The following is a 19,733-nucleotide window of genomic DNA, read 5'->3' as shown; positions in this document are numbered from 1 at the left end:
ATGCAAACTAGCTTTTGTCAAACTGTTCGGGGTATATTTGCCGCGCAATAATCACTTCAATAATGCGACTGCGTGCGTAGACCTATTATGTAACGCTGCGGTAATCCCATGTTCGGAAAGCCATTTCCGGCCGCGCAGGCGGTCCGGGGCGTCGAACGCGGCATCCGGGATCATCGAGCAGCAAAGCGCGGGGGCCAGCGGCGCACGGCAGCAGTCGAGTAACGAGGACAATCATGATGCACGGCGCTACGGTCGCCGCGGCCGCGTTCATCGCGACCGCGCTTTTTGCAACCGATTGCGCGGCGAGCGGCCCGCCCGCCGGCACCGATCCGGCGATCGGCGGCCCATTTGTCGAGCGCTTCGATCACGCACCGCTGACGGCAACGCGCGTCGACGTCTTGCGCGCGATATCGCCATCGGCGTCAGCCGGGGCCGCGCCGGCCACGGCCGCGCGGCCCGCGTCGCTGCCCGTTGCGGACGCACCCGTCTGGGACGTGCGCGCGTCCGACGGCACGATCCGCGGCGTCTTGTTGCGATGGGCGCGCACGGCGGGCTGGCAGCTCGTCTGGGATGCGCCGGTCGATTTCAGCATCGACGCGCAGGCGACGTTGCGCGGCTCGTTCGAGGATGCGCTGCAAGTGCTCGTCGCGAGTCTCGGCCGCACGGCGACGCCGATCCAGGCGATTCTCTATCAAGGTAATCACGTGTTGCGCGTCGTCGCGCAGGGAGCGGGCTGATGCGCGTCTTTTTCGTCATTTCGTTACTGGCCGCCGCGCTGCTGAGCGGTTGCACCGGGCTGCGCAGCGGCATCGAGCGGGACGTGCGACGCGATTCGGACGAATCCGGCGCGCTCCTCAAGCGCACCGCCGACGGCGACAACAGCGTGCACGCGCTGTCGCCCGTCGTCGTCGACAACGGGCTGTGGGTGTCGGCGGGCGCCGTGAAGCTGCAGAGCCGCGAACAGCTCCCCGCGCTATTCGACGAGCCGGCGTCGTTCGACCGCGCGGTCTCTTCGTTATCCGAATTCGCCGAGCAGATCACGCGGCTCACGCAGGTACCGACGCAGGTCGCCGCGAGCGCGCAGCAGGCGGCCGCGCGTTCGCAGCAAGGCGGCGGCGCGGACGGCGTCGCGCGCGGCGCACCCGCGTTCCTCGACGCGGCGGGCGGGCGCTCGGTGCCGCCGCTGCCGCCCGGCATGCCGGGTGGCGGGTCGTCCGGCGGCGGCAAGGCGGGCAGCGGCGCGGACGGCGGCGGCGCCGGCACGTCGTTCGCGCCGGCGCGCATCCTGTACACGGGCGGCACGCTGCGCGGCCTGCTCGACGCGGCATGCGCGCGCTTCGGGGTCTTCTGGAAATACGAGCAGGGGACGATCCGCTTCTTCTTCACCGATACCCGCACGTTCCAGGTCAACGCGATTCCCGGCGACTCGTCGCTGAACGCGTCGGTGGTGAGCGGCGCGACGAGCGACGGCACGTCGGGCGGCTCGCAGTCCGGCGGCTCGGGCGGCGGCGCGAGCGGCTCGGGCTCCGGCACGACGGGCCTCACCGCGAACAATACGGCGAACACCGCGGTGAATTCGCAGCTGTCCGTGTTCAACGGGCTGCAGAGCGCGATCCAGTCGATGCTGTCGCGCTACGGCAGCTCGGTCGCATCGCCCGCGACCGGCTCGATCTCGGTGACCGACACGCCCGACGTGATCGAGCGCGTCGCCGCGTTCATGACGCAGCAGAACCGCTCGCTGTCGCGGCAGGTGATGCTCAACGTGACGGTGCTCAGCGTGTCGCTGAAGGCGGGCGACGCATACGGGATCGACTGGAGCCTCGTCTACAAGACGGTGTCGGCGCAATTCGGGATCTCCAACCCGTTCACGCCGGCCGCGGTGACGCCCGGCGACCTGTCCGCGACGGTGCTCAGCCCGACGAGCCGCTTCAACGGCACCAAGCTGCTGATTCGCGCGTTGTCGCAGCAGGGGACGGTGCGGCGCAAGACGTCGGCGTCGGTCACGACGCTCAACAACCAGCCGGTGCCCGTGCAGGTCGCGACGCAGACGGGCTATCTCGCGTCGGTGTCGACGACGAACACCGCGAACGTCGGCTCGTCGACCGCGCTCACGCCGGGCACCGTAACGACGGGCTTCAACATGACGCTGTTGCCGCACGTGCTCGACGATGGCACCGTGATGCTGCAGTTCTCGACGAACATCTCGTCGCTGCTCCAGCTGAAGGAAGTGTCGAGCAGCACGGGCAGCGGCGCGACGCGGATCCAGACGCCCGACGTCGACATGCGCAACTTCCTGCAGCGGGTCGCGATGAAGTCGGGCGAGACGCTCGTCATCAGCGGCTACGAAGGCACGAACGATTCGCTCGACGAGCGCGGCATCGGCACGCCGAAGATGATCGCGCTCGGCGGCGGCTACGAGGCGCAACGCTCGCGCGAGGTGATCGTGATCCTGATCACGCCCGTCACGCAGCGCGGCGGCGCCTGACGGAGCCGGCAATGAGCGCGCAGGTGATTCAAATCGGCCGCCAGCGCTTCGTCGGCGGCTTGTTCTGGCAGTCGCTGTCGAGGCGCAACGAGCTGCGCGCCGAAGCAGTCGAGCTCGCGAAGAAGCTGAAGTTCGACCTGATGGTGCTGCGGATCGATCGCGGCGGCGCGGCGGCGGGCTATGCGAACACGCGCGACGGCTTCGCGCCCGGGCATCTGTCGCTCGGCGCGATGGTGTCGCGCGCGATCGCGCTCGAAGGCGCGTTCTACAACGGACGCCGGCAGCCCGCGCCGAACTGGCTCGGCGCGTTCGCGCTGCCCGACGGACGCTGGGCGTACTTCGCGGTGCGCGACCACGCGTTCATGCCGAACGGCGACTGGGTCGGCACTCGCGAAGAAGCGTTGGAACGGCTGCATACCGATTACGCTTGGGGCGGCTGGAACGTCGTGATCGGCGAGCTGGAGCTCGAGAAGCAGGGCTTCCAGAATTTCCAGCCGAAGCGGCTCGACGATCTGCTGCCGCGCCGTGGCGGCCGGCCGCGTACCGAGCGCTGGTGGGCGTTGCGGCCCATCGAGCGGCGCTTGTCGCCGCGCGCCGCGCTGGTCGCCGCGGCGGTCGTGTGCGTCGCGGGCGGCGGCGCGTTCGCCTATTGGCATCACCGCGCGAAGGTCGAGGACGAGCAACGCGAGGCGGCGCTCGAACGCGTGCGCGCGGAGCTCGCCGCGCGGCAGGCGAAGAGCGGCCCCATCGTTCCGCCGTGGGCGGCGCTGCCCGACGCGGTCGGGTTCGCGCGCGCGTGCGCGACGCGCTTCGGCCGGCTCGCGCCGGGCGGCTGGCGGCTCGATCGCTACGAATGCACGCCGGACGCGGCGCATTACACGTGGGCGCGCAATGGCTCGAACGTGCGCTACCTGCTCGCCGCGGAGCCCGACGCGATCGTCGACACCGACGGCGAACGCGCGACGCTCGAGGTGCCGCTCGCCGCACCGACGGCGGGCGATACGCCGCTCGTCGACGATTCGGTTGTCAGGACGCAACTTCTGTCGCGTCTCCAATGGCTCGATGCCGTGGCTAAACTGGACCCGCTGCTTCCCGATCAGGCGGCGCGCGCCCCGCTCGCGAATCTCGCGCAGCAGGCGGCCGCCGCGGTCGGGTGGCGCGCGTACCGGCTGAACGCGAGCCTCGGCGGCGTCGCGCCGCCCGAGTTCGTGCGCGCGATCGACGTGCCGGGGCTGCGCGTGCAGCGCCTTGCTTACCAGAACAATCAGTGGACTCTCGAAGGAGTGCTCTATGCGAAATAGTCGCGTCCGATGGATGTGCGCACTTGGCCTGGCGGTGCTCGCCGGCGCCGTGCGTGCGGCGGGGCCCGTGTCGTCCGACGAGGACGGCGCGACCGCCGCGCGGCTCACGCAGTTGCAAAGCGAGACGGTGCTGCTGCAGGCGCAGTTGAAGAAGCTCGAGACCGAGCAACAGGTCGCCGAGCGGTCCGCGCAGCTCGCGCGCGTGCGCGGCGGCGCGCCGGCCGGGCAGTTCGCGGTGACGGCGATCGAAGGCGTCGGCAAGCGCGCGTTCGCGACGCTGCGGATGAACGGCGGCGCCGAATTCGAAGTGCAGCGCGGCGACGCGCTGCCGGACGGTGGACGCGTCGTCGCGATCGAGCCGCGTGCGGTCGTCGTGTCGAATCGTGGGCGCACCACGAGGCTGTCGACGGCGTCGCCGTCGTACGCGGGCAATCCGCCGCTGCCGGCCGACCCGGCCGCGCCGCCGCCGATGCTGCCCGCACTGCCGGCGAGCGGATCATGAGCCACGCCGCGCAACCACCCGACGCGACGCCCGTGCGCGCGCCGCTGCCCGCCAGCGGCGATGCCGCGCCGCCGCGCGGCCCGCGCGCCGTCAGCGAAGCGGGCGACTTCGCTGCGAGCGTCGAGGAACGCAAGTTCGTCTGCCTGTTCGACGACGGGCGTCTCCTGATTGCAGACGGCCACGAGATGAATCCGTTCGTGCTGTCGTATCGCGCGCGGCTTGACCGGATGGGCCGGCCGTACCGGCCGACACCCGCGACGCTGATGCAGGTGCGCGAGGCGTACCGGCAGAACGCCGCGGGCGGCGGCGAGCGGCTCGATCACACGGTGATGCAGGTGCTCGCGAAGGAGCTGATCGGCCGCGCGTGCCGCGAGCGCGCATCGGACATCCATATCCGCGTGCGCCGCTTCAGCACCGAGGTCTACTTCCGGATCCACAACGAGCTCATGCGCGTGAACGAGCACACGCGCGAGCACGGCGAGCGGCTGCTCGCGACGCTGTACGGCGCGATGACGACCGTGTCGGACAACAGCTACCGGCCGAGCGAACGTCAGGACGCGAGCATTGGCGACCGCGACAAGCTGCCGGACGATCTGTACGGCGTGCGGATCGCGACGACGCCGACCAACGAAGGCAGCCTGATGGTGCTGCGGCTCCTGTACAACGATGCGGGCGACGCGACCGATCTCGCGGCGCTCGGCTTCGCGCCCGAGCACGTCGCGGCGTTCCGTGCGCTACGCGCACAGCCGCACGGGATGAACATCATCAGCGGCCCGACGGGTTCCGGCAAATCGACGACGCTGCAGCGGATGCTCGCCGCGCAGATCGACGAGTCGCGCGGCAGCCTGCACGTGATCACGGTCGAGGACCCGATCGAATATCCGATCGACGGCGCGGTGCAGACGCCCGTCGCGAACGCGCCGACCGAGGACGCGCGCGCGCTCGCGTTCGCGGCGGCGATCACGAACGCGATGCGGCTCGATCCGGACACGATCATGATCGGCGAGGTCCGCGACCGCGCGTCCGGGCAGACGGCGCTGCGCGCGTCGATGACGGGCCACCAGGTGTGGACGACGGTGCACGCGAACAGCGCGCTCGCGATCGCCGACCGCCTGATCGATCTCGGCCTGCACGCGCGGATGGTCACCGATCACACGGTGATCTCGGGGCTCATCAGCCAGCGTCTCGTGAAGCTGCTGTGTCCGCATTGCAAGCTGCGGCTCGTCGATCATCCGGACCGGATCGAGCCGGGCCTGTTCGCGCGGCTGCGGCTCGCGCTCGACAGCCGGATGCACGACGTGTGCATCGCAGGCGACGGCTGCGAGCACTGCCGCACGGTCGGCACGATCGGCCGCACCGTCGTCGCCGAAGTGATCCTGCCCGATGCGCGGCTGTTCGAATTCCTGCGCGACGGCGACAAGGTCGGCGCGCTCGAGTACTGGACCGGCACGCGCGGCGGGATGACGCTTGGCGAGCACGCGCTGCGCAAGGTCGCGGCGGGGCTCGTCGATCCGCGCGGCGTCGAGCGCGTCGTCGGCACGCTCGCGCCGGTTGCGGGCGAAGCGCGACAGCAACTGTCGCTCGTCGGATTCAGCTATGGCACTTGAGCTGAATCGGCGCTGGGCCAAGTTCTGCCTGAATGCCGACGAGCGGCTGCGCGTCTATCGGAAGATCGCGAAGATGCTCGGCAACGGGCTGCCGCTCCTCAAGGTGCTGGAGGAACTCGAATGGCGCGCGTCGCGCGAAGGGCGCAAGCCGCGCGAGCCGCTCGCGATCGTGCTGACCGACTGGCGGCTCGCCGTGCAGAACGGCCGGATGCTGTCGGAGGCGATGGAGGCATGGGTGCCCGCGACGGAGCAGATGATCGTCGCGGCGGGCGAGCAGGCGGGGCGCATCGAGGACGCGCTCGTGTCGGTTGCCGACATCGTGCAGTCGAGCCGCAAGATCCGCCGCGCGGTCACGGGCGGCGTCGCGTATCCGGTCGGGCTCGTCGTGATGGTGATCGGCTATCTGTACCTGTTCGGCACGCACGTGATCCCGAAGTTCGCGCTGATCGCCGATCCGACGCACTGGCGCGGCGCCGCGCGCTCGCTGTACCTGATGTCGCTGTTCGTGCAGGGCTGGATGCTCGTCGTCGTCGCGGCGCTCGTCGCGGTGCTCGCCGCGCTCGCGTGGTCGCTGCCGCGCTGGCGCGGGCCGCTGCGCATCTACGCGGATCGCGTGCCGCCTTATTCGATCTACCGGCTCGTCACGGGCAGCGGCTTCCTGATCGCGTTCTCGGCGCTGCAGGCGTCGGGCGTCACGGTCGAGAGGGCGCTGCTCAAGATCGGCGCGGTCGCGGAGCCGTGGCTGCGCGAGCGGATCGACGACACGCTGGTCGGCGTGAAGTCGGGCCTCAACGCCGGCGAGGCGCTGCTCAACGCCGGTTATCAGTTTCCGTCGCGCGAGATCGTCGAGGATTTGTGCATCTACGCCGAATACGGCGGCTTCGACGCGGCACTCAAGATGCTCGCCGACGAATGGCTCGAAGAGGGCGTCGCGCGGATTACCGCGCAGATGCGCGTGCTGAACGGCGTCGCGATCGTCGCGCTCGCGATGGTGATCGGCTGGCTCGTGACGGGCTTTTTCGGCATTCAGCAGGAAATCGCCGCGATGACGCGCGCGATGCATTGACGTCGCGCATTTTCAATTCAGGAGAACACACTATGAAACCACTCGCCAACCCTCCCGCCTATCGACATACACCGGCGTTCTGCCGGAGGCACCGCAAGGAGCGCGGTGCGTCGCTGCTCGAGAGCATCGCGTATCTGGGCGTCGCGGCGATCGTGATCGTCGGCGCGATCGCGCTGCTCGGGTCGGCGTTCTCGAGCGCGAATACGAATCGGCTGACTGAGGATCTGAATGCGATTCAGACGGGCACAAAAAAGCTTTACATGGGGCAGGTGAACAACTACGGCTCGGATTCGATGAACGCGAATTTGAGTGCGGCGAAGGTGTTTCCGGGGACGCTGACACCGGACGGCAACGGCGGTGTTTCGAATACGTGGGGAGGGACTGTGACCGTGACCGGTGCGAACCAGACTTTCACAGTCACTTACACGCAGGTGCCGAGGGAAGTCTGCGTCAACACGTTGACGGCCGGCGGAAACTGGAAATCGGCGAAGATTGGCAAAAAATCCGTCGATTATCCGGTCTCGCCGAACGACGCGACGGGCGCTTGCACCGATAACGCCACCATTATCTGGACGTCGAACTGACGCCACCAGACTCATTCGCCATCACCCACTTCACTTATGTACGCCCTCGCCGCCGCACTGGCCTTCGCGTCGATCGCCGCTGTCTATGCGACGCTGCAAGACCCGTCCGCCATTCCCGCGCTGCAACCGGCGCGCACCGCGCAGGCGCTCGCCGAAAACCTCGCCATCTACCGGCAGGCGACGCTCGACTACGCGCGCGTGCATCCCGGCACGCGCGGCGCGGTGCCGAATACGCGGCTGCCGTTTCCGACATGGTATCCGGGCGCGAACCCGCTATGGCGCAACTACGTCATGGACGGCACCGTTGTCGCGTATGCGTCGGCGGCGCCGTCCGTCAATATCACCGGCGAAATCACGACGCTCGCCGACGGTTCGCTGTTCGCGGGCGTCGCGTATCGCAATGCGGTCGTGCGCCCCGGCAACGCGAATCCGAACGCGCCGGTGAGCGGCGTGCCGCTGCCAGCCGGGTTGAAAATTGCGAACGGCATGCCGGTCTGGATGGGGCAAGCGTACTGATGCATTTCAAGTCTTCCCGTCGCCGCGCGCGCGGCATCGCGCTGATCGAGGTGCTCGGCGCGCTGGCGATCGCCGCAGTGATGCTCGCCGGCATCGCGATGATGATGGATTCGTCGCTGGACGACGTGCGTGCGGAGCAGGCCGCGCAATACCAGGCGCAGGTGACGGCCGCCGCCACGCGGGCGTTGAAGCGCGATTACGATACCTGGCTGCAGCGCGCGAACCAGCAGACGCCCATCGTGATGAAGCTTGCCGATCTGCAGGCGACGAATGATCTGCCTGCAGCACTTCGGCCAACGAATGCATACGGCCAGAACACGTGCGTACTCGTCAAGCGGAGCGCGCTCGGCACCGGGCTCGACGCGCTGGTCGTGACGACCGGCGGCGAGACGATCGGCGACAAGGAACTCGGGCTCGTCGCCGCGAGTGCGGGGCCGGGCGGCGGTTCGATCAGCAGGGCGTTTCCGAATGAAGTGCGCGGCGCATTCGACGCGTGGCGGATGCCGCTCGGCACGTTTCTCGGCGGCAGCTCGCCAACCTGCGGTCCGAACGGCGCCACGCCGCCGAATGTGGGACACCTCGCGAACGAGATCTTCTTCAACGGCCCGGGCCAGCAGATCAACAGCGATTACCTGTACCGCGTTGGCGTCGGCGGCCATCCGGAGGCGAACGCGATGCAGGTGCCGATCTGGCTCACGCACACGTTCACGGACGGCAACCCCGACGCGGCGAACTGCGGAACGGCCGGCAACTTCACGAACGGCAAGCTTGGCGCGGACGCACTCGGCAATCTGCTGAGCTGCAAGAGTGGCGTGTGGCGCGGCGCGGGCGGCCACTGGAAGGATCCTGTCAAAAGGGCCAACGATCTGCCCACCGATGCATCGAACGAAGTCGGCGACGTGCGCCTCACGCTCGACACATTCCGCGCCTATGCGTGGACGGGCGCCGCCTGGCAGGCGCTCGCGGTCGATCAGAACGACAACCTGATCGTGCCCGGCGTCGTTTCCGCGAACCAGTACGAGATCACCGGGCGTGTCGTCGTCAACACGCCGTGCGCGTCCGACAAAAATCGTCCAACTGCCGGCCTCATATCGATGGGCCAGGACGGACAAGTGCTGTCATGCCAGGACGGCAAGTGGCTGCCGCAGTCAGGGATCAAGATCGGCGGCACCGACACGGCATGCGCGATCCTGATGGAGACGCCTGGCGCGAGTGATTTTTCATGCGGGTTCACCTACCGTGGCGGGTATCCGAATCCGCCGCTCATCACCTACGAACGGGACGGCACGTACACGTACACGATCGACCGGCCGGTGAAGCTCGACAACAATGGGCTGATTGCGGTGAGCGCATACATGCACATGAGCTATGCGACCTGCGACCTGAAGGGGCGGGAAGGGCAGATGCGCCTGGTCGTCGAAGTCATCGACCGTCAGGGCGACAAGGTGATCGCGCACAACGAGGCGCAGTCGCCGAAATTGCGCGAAGACGCCGCGACGATCAACGTCACGCTGAACGTGGCCGCCGAGCCGCGCAGCGGATACACGGTCAGGCTTTCGAGCAAATGGGCGACGTACGACAGCTACGCGAAGACGCCGTGGACGTCCTCCTATTGCGGCGGCGGCCAGACCTTCCTTCAGACGCCGCTCGCAACCGGCTGGACCATCAATTCGTTCTATTGAACGGACCTTCGCCGCGCGCGGCCGCTGCCGCGCCCGGATGCGGTTAACTGCACGGGTCTCCCATTCGCGGCGCGCGCCTGTCCGACCGACGGCCGCGCGTCCTCACCGGACGGACCCATGAAGGCCAAGATTTCCATTTTGCTGTCCCTGATGTGCTCGCTTGCGAGCCTTTCCGTCGATGCCGCGCCGATCCGCTGGCGCAGCACCGAAATCCAGTACGCGGCGGAAGGCAAGGACGTGAAGGACGTCCTGCGCGACCTCTCCGCGAGCCAGAACATCGCGGCGAACGTCGCGTCCGGCGTGAGCGGCGCCGTCAGCGGCAAGATGAAGATGCCGCCGCAGCGCTTCCTCGACACGCTCTCCGCGTCGTTCGGCTTCGTCTGGTACTACGACGGCACCGTGCTGTACGTGACGCCCGCGAGCGACATGAAGAGCACGCTCGTCAAGCTCGATCACGCGAACATGGGCGACCTGCGGGACCTGCTCGAGCAGATGAAGGTCGCCGATCCGCGCTATCCGGTCACCTACAACGCGCAGCAGCGCACCGCGCTCGTCGCGGGGCCGCCGCGCTACGTTGAGCTCGTGACGAGCGTCGCCGCGCGGCTCGACGAGAATTCCGCGCGCACGGGCGGCACGACGATCCGCGTGTTCTCGCTGAAGCACGCGTGGGCCGCCGACCGCGACGTCAACGTCGACGGCACGACGGTGACGATGCCGGGCGTCGCGTCGCTGCTGAACCGGATGTATCACCCGGGCGACGGCAAGCGCGCGTCGCAGACGACGGTCGGCAAGCCGATCAGCCGCGCCGCACCGATGACGGATCTCGGCGGCGGGCGCGGCGGCGTGCCTCAATTGCCGCCGCTGCCGCCGTACATGCAGGGCGCGCAGTCGGGCGATGGCGCGGGCATGCCGGCCGGCGGCCTCGGCGGTCAGGGCGGTCAGGGCGGCGATCCGCGTCCGAGCGGCATGGTTGCCGCCGCGATCGCCAATCCGGGCGCGGCGCGCGTGTCGGGCGCCGGCTGGCCCGACGCGAGCGGCGGTGCGAACGGCGTACCGGTGGGCGCGAGCGATTCGACCGACCTGCCGGTGATCCAGGCCGATCCGCGCACGAACTCGATTCTCGTGCGCGACGTGCCGGAACACATGGCGCAGTATCCGGACCTGATCGCGCTCCTCGACGTGAAGCCGCGCTTGATCGAGATCGAGGCGCGCATCATCCAGATCGACGAAGGCGCGCTCAAGCAGCTCGGCGTCGACTGGCGCGCGCACAACAGCCATCTCGACCTGCAGACGGGCACGGGGCTCACGTCGCAGAACTCGTATGCGAACGGTTCGCTGAATCCGACATTCGGTTCGATCACGCTGCCTGGCAACGATTCGGTTGGCCTGCCGGCGAGCCCGCTCGGTTTGTCGCTGACGGCCGTGCTCGGCGACGCGGGCCGCTATCTGCTGGCGCGGATCAACGCGCTCGAATCGTCGAACCAGGCGCGCACCGACGCGAGCCCGAAAGTCACGACGCTCGACAACGTCGAAGCGGTGATGGACAACAAGAAGCAGTTCTTCGTGCGCGTCGCGGGCTACACGTCGGCCGACCTGTACAGCATCTCGACGGGCGTGTCGCTGCGCGTGCTGCCGATGGTCGTCGAGGAGGGCGGGCGCACGCAGATCAAGCTCGACGTGCGGATCGTCGACGGGGAGCTGTCGCAGCAAACGGTCGACAACATTCCGGTGATCGTATCGAACGAGATCAACACGCAGGCGTTCATCGAGCAGGGGCAGGCGTTGCTGATCGCCGGCTACAAGGTGGATGCGCGCTCGAGCACGCAATCGGGCATACCGGTGCTGTCGAAGCTGCCGCTCGTCGGCGCGCTGTTCCGCTCGACCGACAGGCAGGACGGCCATAGTGAGCGGCTCTTTCTCGTGACGCCGCGTGTGATCGAGCCTTGAACGGGCGGCAGCCGGCTGCTTCGTGGCGGCCGGCGAGCGTGCGCGTGGGCGGGGTGCCGGCGCGCAATGCGTTCACCGGTCGATCTGCCGGACCGTCAGGCCCAGTCGTTCGGCCGCGCGGCCAGGCCTCAGGCCCAAATCCACTACAGCCTGGGTTACCTTCAGACGGTCGAGTTCTCGCATGTTCAATGTCACCAGTGCTGTTCGGTGCATCGCCGGCTCCATGATCTGACGGGGAGCCGGCAAGCTTACCGAGGTCCAAACGCGACATTTCAACTTTGCTGCCACAAACAAAACAATCGTATCTTGGTACTTGAGGGACCGTGTTGCGTCGCTTGGTTCTACGCTTCTCTTAGATTTCTAGGCGTAGTACAGGTTGGTTGCTCACAGATTATCGGATTTATTCTCAAGCGGCGCTGGAAGCGAATCGGATTCGCGGACGACGGAGAATGGCATCTCCCCGCGTTCAATGTCGCCTCGCGGGTGTGAGCGGCTCGCGAGGGGTATCAGGTATATTCAGCGGGTTCTTATCCTCACGGTATCCGTTCAATGGAATCAAGACGCAAGACAGTGTGCGTCGTCGCGCCCGCAGGTGTGCCCGATCCGCAAGGAATCGAGCGCGGCATCGCGCTCGTCGAAAGCTGGGGCTTCAAGGTCACGACGAGCGCACATCTCGGCAGCCGGTACCGCTATTTCGCCGGTACCGCCGAGGAGCGCGCGGACGATCTGCGGCGCGCCTTGATGGATCCGTCAATCGATATCGTCTGGCTCGCGCGAGGGGGATTCGGTTGCGCGCATCTGCTCGAGCACCTGCCCGACGAGATCGCGACGCCGAAGACGATCGTCGGTTTTTCCGACGCGACGTCGCTATTCTGCGCGCTTGCAGACCGGCCCGGCGTGCGCTTGTTGCATGGTCCGACATTCCACAGCCTGGCGACCAAGGTCGACGACGCGACGCGTGCCGACATGCGCGCCATGCTGACCGGTGGCAAACGCACCCCGCTGAGCCTGCGGCATTTGTCCGGCGCCCCTGGTGCGGTGCGGGGACGTCTGTGCGGCGGCAACGTGACGGTGCTCGCGAGCGTCGCGGGTACACGCTGGTCGCTTCGCTCACGCGACGCGATCGTACTGCTGGAGGACGTGACGGAATTCGGCTACCGGCTCGACCGCAGCCTGACGCAACTGCGTCTGAGCGGCGCGTTCGACGGGGCCCGCGCGTTCGTGCTCGGGCAATTCACGCGCTGCCCGATCCCGGACGGCGCGGATTTCACGCTCGAGCAGATGCTTGTCGACGTGCTGGGCGGCTTCGGCCTGCCGATCTACTCGGGTCTGCCGATCGGACATGAACACCGCAACATCACTTGGCAATACGGCAACCAGGCTGCCATCGAGAACAGCGCGATCCGGTTCGTCGCGTAGCGTGTCAAAGCCATTTCAAGATGTCGTAGCGCCAGCTAAATGGAAATGTCGTGTTTTCAGGGGTTCAGGATTTGTTTCTCATGGGCTGCAGATCACGCCGTGTCGAAGAGCTGGTCCTGATCGGGCAGGGCGCTTACGCTTACTGCGTTAGTCTTCGCAGACCGTCGGCCAGGTTTGCGAGGTTGATTCTGTGCCTGTCGGTGTTCAGCGAGATCCAAGATTACCTGCTCGACGTCGGCCTGCGTAAATGCACGTTGCTTCCTCGTGCCAACGGGTTGCTTTGAACCGCGCACGGCCTGACCTTGATTGGTTCGCGACGGCGATTCGGAAGCTCGACGGTTGTCGCGCTGAACCTGAATCGCTGGCGAAACTTGCAGCACGTGACTCAATCGCTTGTGCTCGATCACTGCACCTTGATCGACTTCGGCCAGCTTGTCGTAAAGACGGCAAGACAGGACCTTGCCATCGGCTCGGATTTCGATTCGCCCGTCGGGGTACTCCCATACATCGATGTAGCGGTGAATCAGCTTCCGGTTGACCGGCGTGTCGTCCAGCAAGTAAAGCACTCGGTCGTGGAGCACGGTCAGCGATTTCGATACCCGGCGTGTTTCACGCCACGTCAACAACGTATCCAGATCCTCGTCGTCTCGCAGTGGCCGATGCGCATTGAAGTCGCTGCGCGGTGGCTTCGCGAAGCGTGCGTTGTAGGCTGCCATGAAGGAGGGCGCATACGCATTGGCCTCGGCTACCGTGCTGATCCCGCGCAGCCGCAGTTCCTTCACGAGCCGGTCTTGCAAGGTCAGATGCGCTCGCTCGACACGGCCCTTGGCCAAGCTGCTGTTCGCGCAAAACGTATCGATGTTCAGCTCATACATGGCCCGGCCAAACTGCGTCACGCTGCTTCCGGTCTTGCCCGCGGTCGGGCTGCGGAACACGCTGTACTTGTCGCTGTAGAACGCCACCGGCTTGCCGTAGCGCTCCAGATACGCTCGCGTCGCCTCGAAGTAGCTGAAGGTCGATTCGGTCTGCGTGAAGTGCAGCATCATTAGTCGGCTGGTTGCATCGTCCACGTACACCAGCAGCGTGCAGGCGGGCGCCCGTTCCTCGAACCATCGATGATCGCTGCCGTCGATCTGGATCAGTTCACCGAGGCACGCCCGGCGCGCTCGCGGCTGGTAGACCTTGGGTGGACGCTGCCGGCGTGGCACCCACAAACCGGCATCCGTCATCAGCCGCCGTACCGTTTCCTTGGCCAACTGGATGCCATGGCACTCGGACAACTTCTCGCAGGCCAGCGTCGGGCCAAAATCCGCGTAGCGCTCGCGAATGATCGTCAGCGCTCGCCGAGCCAGTTCCTCGTCCAATCGCCGGTTCCCCGGACGACCACGTTTGCGCGACGTCAGTCCAGCCGCACCAGATTCCCGGTACCGAATCACTAGCCGTTCGATCTGCCGGACCGTTAGGCCCAGTCGTTCGGCCGCGCGGCCAGGCTTCAGGCCCAAATCCACTACAGCCTGGATTACCTTCAGACGGTCGAGTTCTCGCATGTTCAATGTCACCAGTGCTGTTCGGTGCATCGCCGGCTCCATGATCTGACAGGGAGCCGGCAAGCTTACCGAGGTCCAAACGCGACATTTCTTATATGGTCGCCTCCCATTTGCAAGGCGATTTTGATCGCGGCGAGGAGGGTGGTTGCGGACTTATATCCGGACTCGATTGCAGGACGTGCCTGCCGGCCCCGATGGATTTCGCCGCAAGGGTCCTAATCTAACTAGCGGACTCGAGGTCCGAGAAATGTCTCAGGCTTGCCCTTGCGCGGTCCAACCTGTCTTGCCATCGTTCAATATCACCCGTGCAACCGTGGATGAGTTTGATGTTCGTTTATTGGGTCTTTAGCTCGGTAGCGCCGCCGCTGGTTGGTAAGTTCGGCCGTAAGCCAGCAATGCCCAGATCGTGCGGGCCATCTTGTTCGCCAACGCGACGGCGACGACATTCGTCGGCCGTCGTGCCAACAGATCCCGCATGTGCGCCGGCAGATGCTTCGAACTCGAGATCACGGCTCGTGCGCCGTGAATCAGCAGGGTCCGTAGATAAACGTCACCGCGTTTGCTGATTCCGCCAAGCCGAACTTTTCCGCCTGAACCGTTTTGTCTTGGCACAAGGCCGAGATAGGCCGCGAATTCCCGTCCGGAACGGAAGGTTTGCGCTTGACCGATGACCGACACTGCTGCGGTTGCCGTCAGTGGACCCACGCCCGGAATTTCCGAGATCCGCCGGCAGGCTTCGTCACCGCGTCGCCACCCGATAATGCGCTGCTCGATGCGTTGGATCTGGTCGTCGAGCAGGTGAAGCCGAGACAGTTGATCACGCAGGCTATCGATCAGCATTCCCGGCAGTTGATCGGTTAGCGTCGCGATCGCCGCTTGCGCGGCCTGGATCGATGGACGTCGGCCTTGTGGCAAGACGACGCCGAATTCATAGAGCAATCCCCGCAGCTGGTTGACCTGCATGACGCGGATCCGGACCAGTTGCTGGCGCATCCGGTGTAGCGCCAGCATTGCCTGTTGGTCCGCCGATTTGACGGCAACAAAGCGCATGCCGGGGCGCAGAGACGCCTCCCAGATCGCTGCCGCGTCTGCCGCATCATTCTTGTTCGACTTGACGAACGGGCGCACGAACTGGGCCGCTACGAGCCTGACTTCGTGCCCGAGCGCTGTCAGTTGCCGGGCCCAGTGATGGGCGCTGCCGCAAGCTTCCATGACGATCCGGGCTGCAGGCCGGTTGGCGAAGAATGGCAGCATCTGGTCACGCTTGAGCACCTTGCTGTGAATTCTGCCATCCGGATCGACAAAGTGAATCTGGAAAACGCGCTTGGCCAGGTCGATGGCTATCGTCGTGGGCTCCATGGAATCTCTCCTGAACGGAAGAACGGACAAAGCACTGTCGCACATCCACACCAGGAGCTGAGAAAGCACGATCAGGCGCTGGAACGGTCGTTGTGGCGGGAGGCGACCATTCCATCTAAAAAGCTACTACAGATTTGTCTAGACCAGATTCAAATGTCCGCTTCCCAGCTAAGTTGAAATGTCCGGGTTTGCGGGCTTGAGGTGTGTTTCTCTTGGGTTACAGATCACGCAGTGTCGAAGAGTGGATCCTGAACGGGCAGGGTGCTTACGCTTGCGTCGCTGTCCCTTGCAGACCGACGGCCAGGTTTGCGTGCGGGCTGTTGGTTCTGTCTGCGTTCAGCGAGATCCACGATCACTTTCTCGACGTCGGCCTGCGTGAACTCACGCTGCTTCTTTTTGTTCGGCTGAGAGGTGTTGCGGTTCGTCTTGGTCGAGTCGCCTCGATGCGTTCTGGATGGAGCTTTACCGATCCTGCTGTTATCGCGTTGCGCCTGGATCGCCTGAGCAACCTGGAGCACATGACTCAGGCGCTTGTGTTCGATAACAGCGGCTTGATCGATCTCGGCCAGCCGGTCGTACTGCCTGCAGAACAACACGCGACCCTCTGTTCGGAGTTCGATGCGCCCGTCCGGGTACTCCCAAACCTCAATCGTTCGATCGATCAGCTTCCGATTCTCCGGCGTATCGTCCAGCAAATACATCACTCGGTCGTACTGCACCGTCAGCGACTTCGTGACTTTCCGCGGCTCGCGCCACGTCAGCACCAAGTCGAGATTCTCATCGGCGCGCAGCGGCCGGTGTGCATTGAAGTCGCTCTTCGGCGGCTTTGCGAAGCGCGCGTTGTAAGCAGCCATGAAGGAGGGCGCGTAAGCGTTAGCGTCGGCCACCGTGTTGATCCCGCGTAGTCGCATCTCCTTGACCAAGCGATCCTGTAACGTCAGATGTGCTCGCTCGACTCGCCCCTTGGCCGGACTACTGTTTGCGCAAAACGTGTCGATGTTCAGCTCGTACATCGCTCGACCGAAATGCGTCACGAGCAATCGTCAAGACTGGTGTACGCGGGTCGGGCGGCATGATCAGGCGGCTAGCGCTTGAGGAGCCGGTGTGCTTTCCATCACCGGGGTGCCGTCCTTGAAGGGAATGCCCTTCAGAAGCGGTTCGATCCTGTCGACGCCGCGGATCTTCCTCCAGGTCTGCTCGGCCGCTTCGATCAGCTTGAACGCCATCGCGAGGAAGGTCGAGCGCGACAGACAGTTGCGCGTGCGGCTCGTGCGGTGGCGCACCGTCGCGAACGTCGATTCAATCGGATTCGTGGTCCGCACGTGCTGCCAGTGTTCGGCCGGGAAGTCGTAGAACGCGAGCAGTGCGTCGCGGTCTTTCGTGAGCTTCTCGACGGCCTTTGGGTACTTGGCCGCGTACGTGTCGACGAACTGGTTGAACGCGGCGATTGCGTCGGCTCTTGTCGCGGCATTCCAGATCTCGGCGAGCGCAACCTTGGCCTTGCCGTGCTGCGATTTGGGCATGACGTTGAGTATGTTGCCGATCTTGTGAAACCAGCAGCGCTGGTGCCGTGTCTGCGGGAACACCTCTTCAAGCGCCGCCCACAGCCCCATCGCGCCATCGCCGACGGCAAGCAGCGGCGGCGCCTGCAGACCTCGTTTCTTCAGATCGAGCAGCAGCTCTTTCCAGGATTCCTTCGATTCGCGATAGCCGTCGTTGAGCGCCACGCGCTCCTTGCTGCCGTCCGGTTTCACGCCGATGATCACCAGCAGGCACTGCCCGTCCGAATCCTCTGCGCGGGCTTGCGTATGGATGCCGTCGGCCCACCAGTAGACCCAGCGCGAGGTGGACAGGTCGCGCTTGTTCCACTTCTCGTACTCTTCTGACCAGGCGGCCTTCAGGCGGCTCACGACGCTCGCTGACAGCCCTTTAGCCTGTTCGCCGAGCAGCTCGGACAGTGCGTCGCCCATGTCGCCGGTTGAGACTCCTCGCAGGTACAGCCACGGCAGCGACGATGACACGCGCGGCGACTTGCGCACATAGGGCGGCACGATCGTCGAATTGAACTTGATGCCGGAGCCCGAACGATCGCGGACCTTCGGCACCTGAACGGGCACCGGACCGACTGCCGTGACGATCTCGCGCTCTGGCAGGTACCCGTTGCGCACGACAGCGCGCCGGCCATCGATCGTCTTCACATTCGAATACTGTTCGAGCATTGCCGCCAGTTCCGCCTCGATTGCCTGCTGGATGATCCGCCGCGCCCCTTGCTGGATCAGATCGTCCAGGCCGGGCGTACCCTTGATGTCTGCTTCTGTTGTTTGACTGCCGCTCGTATCCTGCGTAAGTTTCGCCATGGTGGTGGAGTTCGATTGAGGAAGTGTTACCGTGAGAAGCAACATTCTCCTTCAATCGCCACCGCCTTCTCCTGCCTCAACCCTACGCCGCATACACCACTTTCAACGATAGCTCATGCGTCACCCGATTACCAGTCTTGCCCGGCGTTGTATTGCGGAACACGCTGTACTTGTCGCTATAGAACGCACTCGGCTTGCCGTGGCGCTCGATGTACGCACGCGTCGCCTCGAAGTAGCTGAACGTCGATTCGGTCTGCGTGAAGTGCAGCCCCATCAGCCGGCTCGTCGCGTCGTCCACATACACCAGCAGCGTGCAGGCCGGCGCCCGTTCCTCGAACCACCGATGATCGCAGCCGTCGATCTGGATCAGTTCGCCCAGGCACGCGCGTCGTGCTCGCGGCTGATAGACCTTGGGCGGGCGTTGCCGGCGCGGCACCCATAGGCCAGCGTCGGTCATCAGCTTGCGAACCGTTTCCTTGGCCAGCCGAATGTCGTGGCATTCGTACAGCTTCTCGCAGGCCAACGTCGGTCCGAAATCGGCGTAGCGATCCCGGATGATCGACAGCACCCGATCAGTCATCATGCTATCCAGTCGGTTGTTGCTGGGCTTCGTGCGCCGTTGCGACACGAGACCTTGCGGCCCGTGCTCACGCAATCGGCCGACCAGTCGCCGGATCTGCCGCGTCGTCAACCCGAGTCGTTCGGCCGCGCGCCACGGCTGGAGCTTGCCGTCCGCCACGTCCTGAATGACCTTGAACCTGTCCAGCTCGCACATCGTCATCGTGATCCGTTCCGTTGCAGCCATCGAAGCCTCCAGCGCTGGATTCCCAGCGGCCGGTCAGCTTACGATGGGTCGAAAAGCGGACATTTGAACTTAGCCAGAAGCGGACATTACAACTTAGCCGCTACAAGATTTAACGTTGATAATTCACGTTATGTAAAATCAAAATTGCACGCAAACCGAGTTGCGACGATCATTGACCCAGCGGTCGACTACCGCGACGATTTCAGGCCGGCTCCTGCCACACATCTTCGTATCCTTGATCGTCGATGATGAAATGTGTGCCCGGCGGTAACGCGAGATATTTGATGACGAGCGGCAGCATTTGTTGAAGATGCTCCGTATGTATCGGCTGATAGAAATCGTCGGCGTCCGAGTATTCACCACAATGAAAGTACCAACTGATATTGTCTCCCGCACCGCGTTCAACGCGCGTGCCATAGACAGGCATCTGACCCAAAGTCGAGGTCGCGAAGGCGACCATGTCCTCCACGGGTTCGCGGCGCAACCCATATCGTTCGCATACTTCGCGCTGCATTTCCGCAATCGCTGCTTCGTGTCGTGATTCCATCTTCCTCTT

Annotated in this window: 15 protein-coding genes and 2 pseudogenes; 11 read left to right on the top strand and 6 right to left on the bottom strand. The window is 65.2% G+C overall.

Translation table 11 applies throughout. The annotated features are described in order from the left end of the window. Positions 1-233 precede the first annotated feature (233 nt). The 11 genes from FPJ27_RS11350 (at position 234) to FPJ27_RS11300 (ending at position 13,109) form a co-directional block, all read left to right on the top strand. A complete protein-coding gene (locus FPJ27_RS11350; protein ID WP_204422937.1) occupies positions 234-737 on the top strand; it encodes a toxin co-regulated pilus biosynthesis Q family protein in 504 nt (167 codons plus the stop codon). Further along, complete coding sequence (locus FPJ27_RS11345) at positions 737-2,485, top strand: PilN family type IVB pilus formation outer membrane protein (protein ID WP_204422936.1); 1,749 nt, start codon at positions 737-739, stop codon at positions 2,483-2,485. Before FPJ27_RS11350 ends, FPJ27_RS11345 begins: the two co-directional genes overlap by 1 nt. An 11-nt stretch (positions 2,486-2,496) precedes the next feature. Then, the gene (pilO2, locus tag FPJ27_RS11340; RefSeq protein WP_204422935.1) at positions 2,497-3,786 is read left to right on the top strand and encodes a type 4b pilus protein PilO2; all 1,290 of its coding nucleotides are present in this window, start codon (positions 2,497-2,499) and stop codon (positions 3,784-3,786) included. Positions 3,787-3,799: 13 nt separating this feature from the next. Beyond that, a complete protein-coding gene (gene pilP / locus FPJ27_RS11335; RefSeq protein ID WP_175959216.1) occupies positions 3,800-4,288 on the top strand; it encodes a type IV pilus biogenesis protein PilP in 489 nt (162 codons plus the stop codon). Next, positions 4,285-5,895: an ATPase, T2SS/T4P/T4SS family gene (locus FPJ27_RS11330; RefSeq protein ID WP_204422934.1), complete on the top strand. Its 1,611-nt coding sequence runs from the start codon at positions 4,285-4,287 to the stop codon at positions 5,893-5,895. The genes pilP and FPJ27_RS11330 overlap by 4 nt, the downstream gene beginning before the upstream one ends. Continuing rightward, positions 5,885-6,961 (top strand): type II secretion system F family protein, encoded by a 1,077-nt coding sequence (locus FPJ27_RS11325; protein WP_204422933.1) that lies wholly within the window; start codon positions 5,885-5,887, stop codon positions 6,959-6,961. Before FPJ27_RS11330 ends, FPJ27_RS11325 begins: the two co-directional genes overlap by 11 nt. Before the next feature lie 32 nt (positions 6,962-6,993). Continuing rightward, positions 6,994-7,545, top strand: a complete 552-nt coding sequence (locus tag FPJ27_RS11320; RefSeq protein ID WP_204423159.1) for a type 4 pilus major pilin — start codon at positions 6,994-6,996, stop codon at positions 7,543-7,545. 36 nt (positions 7,546-7,581) lie between these two features. Continuing rightward, positions 7,582-8,061: a type IV pilus biogenesis protein PilM gene (pilM, locus tag FPJ27_RS11315; RefSeq protein ID WP_072436839.1), complete on the top strand. Its 480-nt coding sequence runs from the start codon at positions 7,582-7,584 to the stop codon at positions 8,059-8,061. Next, entirely contained in the window at positions 8,061-9,743 is a 1,683-nt protein-coding gene (gene pilV / locus FPJ27_RS11310; protein WP_204422932.1) for a shufflon system plasmid conjugative transfer pilus tip adhesin PilV, read from the top strand. Before pilM ends, pilV begins: the two co-directional genes overlap by 1 nt. Positions 9,744-9,860: 117 nt before the next feature. Next, positions 9,861-11,690, top strand: coding sequence for a type III secretion system outer membrane ring subunit SctC (gene sctC / locus FPJ27_RS11305; RefSeq protein WP_204422931.1), 1,830 nt, complete (start codon positions 9,861-9,863; stop codon positions 11,688-11,690). A gap of 549 nt (positions 11,691-12,239) precedes the next feature. Further along, positions 12,240-13,109 (top strand): LD-carboxypeptidase, encoded by an 870-nt coding sequence (locus tag FPJ27_RS11300; RefSeq protein WP_204422930.1) that lies wholly within the window; start codon positions 12,240-12,242, stop codon positions 13,107-13,109. Positions 13,110-13,201: 92 nt separating this feature from the next. Here FPJ27_RS11300 and FPJ27_RS11295 read toward each other — a convergent pair whose 3' ends face one another. The 6 genes and pseudogenes from FPJ27_RS11295 to FPJ27_RS11270 all read right to left on the bottom strand — a co-directional run bounded on the left by FPJ27_RS11295 (position 13,202) and on the right by FPJ27_RS11270 (position 19,724). Beyond that, positions 13,202-14,686, bottom strand: coding sequence for an ISNCY family transposase (locus FPJ27_RS11295; RefSeq protein ID WP_204422929.1), 1,485 nt, complete (start codon positions 14,684-14,686; stop codon positions 13,202-13,204). Between the two features lie 315 nt (positions 14,687-15,001). Further along, positions 15,002-16,015, bottom strand: a complete 1,014-nt coding sequence (locus FPJ27_RS11290; RefSeq protein ID WP_204421161.1) for an IS110 family transposase — start codon at positions 16,013-16,015, stop codon at positions 15,002-15,004. A 224-nt stretch (positions 16,016-16,239) separates the two neighbouring features. Then, positions 16,240-17,049: pseudogene (locus tag FPJ27_RS11285) on the bottom strand (ISNCY family transposase); the annotation flags it as partial. Between the two features lie 42 nt (positions 17,050-17,091). Further along, positions 17,092-18,417 (bottom strand): IS256 family transposase, encoded by a 1,326-nt coding sequence (locus FPJ27_RS11280; protein WP_239483157.1) that lies wholly within the window; start codon positions 18,415-18,417, stop codon positions 17,092-17,094. A gap of 109 nt (positions 18,418-18,526) precedes the next feature. Further along, positions 18,527-19,177, bottom strand: a pseudogene (locus FPJ27_RS11275) (ISNCY family transposase); the annotation flags it as partial. 202 nt (positions 19,178-19,379) lie between these two features. Next, positions 19,380-19,724: a hypothetical protein gene (locus FPJ27_RS11270; protein ID WP_239483282.1), complete on the bottom strand. Its 345-nt coding sequence runs from the start codon at positions 19,722-19,724 to the stop codon at positions 19,380-19,382. Positions 19,725-19,733 lie beyond the last annotated feature (9 nt).

Origin of the sequence: Burkholderia sp. MS455 (assembly GCF_016899445.1) — a bacterium.
Classification (GTDB): Bacteria; Pseudomonadota; Gammaproteobacteria; order Burkholderiales; family Burkholderiaceae; genus Burkholderia; species Burkholderia pyrrocinia_C.
Note: the sequence above shows the minus strand (reverse complement) of the source record. Positions and strands in the feature narration are given on the sequence as shown.

Coding starts and splice junctions, on each gene's coding strand:
- FPJ27_RS11350 (WP_204422937.1), top strand. CDS start 234: ATGATGCACGGCGCTACGGTCGCCGCGGCCGCGTTCATCGCGACCGCG.
- FPJ27_RS11345 (WP_204422936.1), top strand. CDS start 737: ATGCGCGTCTTTTTCGTCATTTCGTTACTGGCCGCCGCGCTGCTGAGC.
- pilO2 (WP_204422935.1), top strand. CDS start 2,497: ATGAGCGCGCAGGTGATTCAAATCGGCCGCCAGCGCTTCGTCGGCGGC.
- pilP (WP_175959216.1), top strand. CDS start 3,800: ATGTGCGCACTTGGCCTGGCGGTGCTCGCCGGCGCCGTGCGTGCGGCG.
- FPJ27_RS11330 (WP_204422934.1), top strand. CDS start 4,285: ATGAGCCACGCCGCGCAACCACCCGACGCGACGCCCGTGCGCGCGCCG.
- FPJ27_RS11325 (WP_204422933.1), top strand. CDS start 5,885: ATGGCACTTGAGCTGAATCGGCGCTGGGCCAAGTTCTGCCTGAATGCC.
- FPJ27_RS11320 (WP_204423159.1), top strand. CDS start 6,994: ATGAAACCACTCGCCAACCCTCCCGCCTATCGACATACACCGGCGTTC.
- pilM (WP_072436839.1), top strand. CDS start 7,582: ATGTACGCCCTCGCCGCCGCACTGGCCTTCGCGTCGATCGCCGCTGTC.
- pilV (WP_204422932.1), top strand. CDS start 8,061: ATGCATTTCAAGTCTTCCCGTCGCCGCGCGCGCGGCATCGCGCTGATC.
- sctC (WP_204422931.1), top strand. CDS start 9,861: ATGAAGGCCAAGATTTCCATTTTGCTGTCCCTGATGTGCTCGCTTGCG.
- FPJ27_RS11300 (WP_204422930.1), top strand. CDS start 12,240: ATGGAATCAAGACGCAAGACAGTGTGCGTCGTCGCGCCCGCAGGTGTG.
- FPJ27_RS11295 (WP_204422929.1), bottom strand. CDS start 14,686: ATGCACCGAACAGCACTGGTGACATTGAACATGCGAGAACTCGACCGT.
- FPJ27_RS11290 (WP_204421161.1), bottom strand. CDS start 16,015: ATGGAGCCCACGACGATAGCCATCGACCTGGCCAAGCGCGTTTTCCAG.
- FPJ27_RS11280 (WP_239483157.1), bottom strand. CDS start 18,417: ATGTTGCTTCTCACGGTAACACTTCCTCAATCGAACTCCACCACCATG.
- FPJ27_RS11270 (WP_239483282.1), bottom strand. CDS start 19,724: ATGGAATCACGACACGAAGCAGCGATTGCGGAAATGCAGCGCGAAGTA.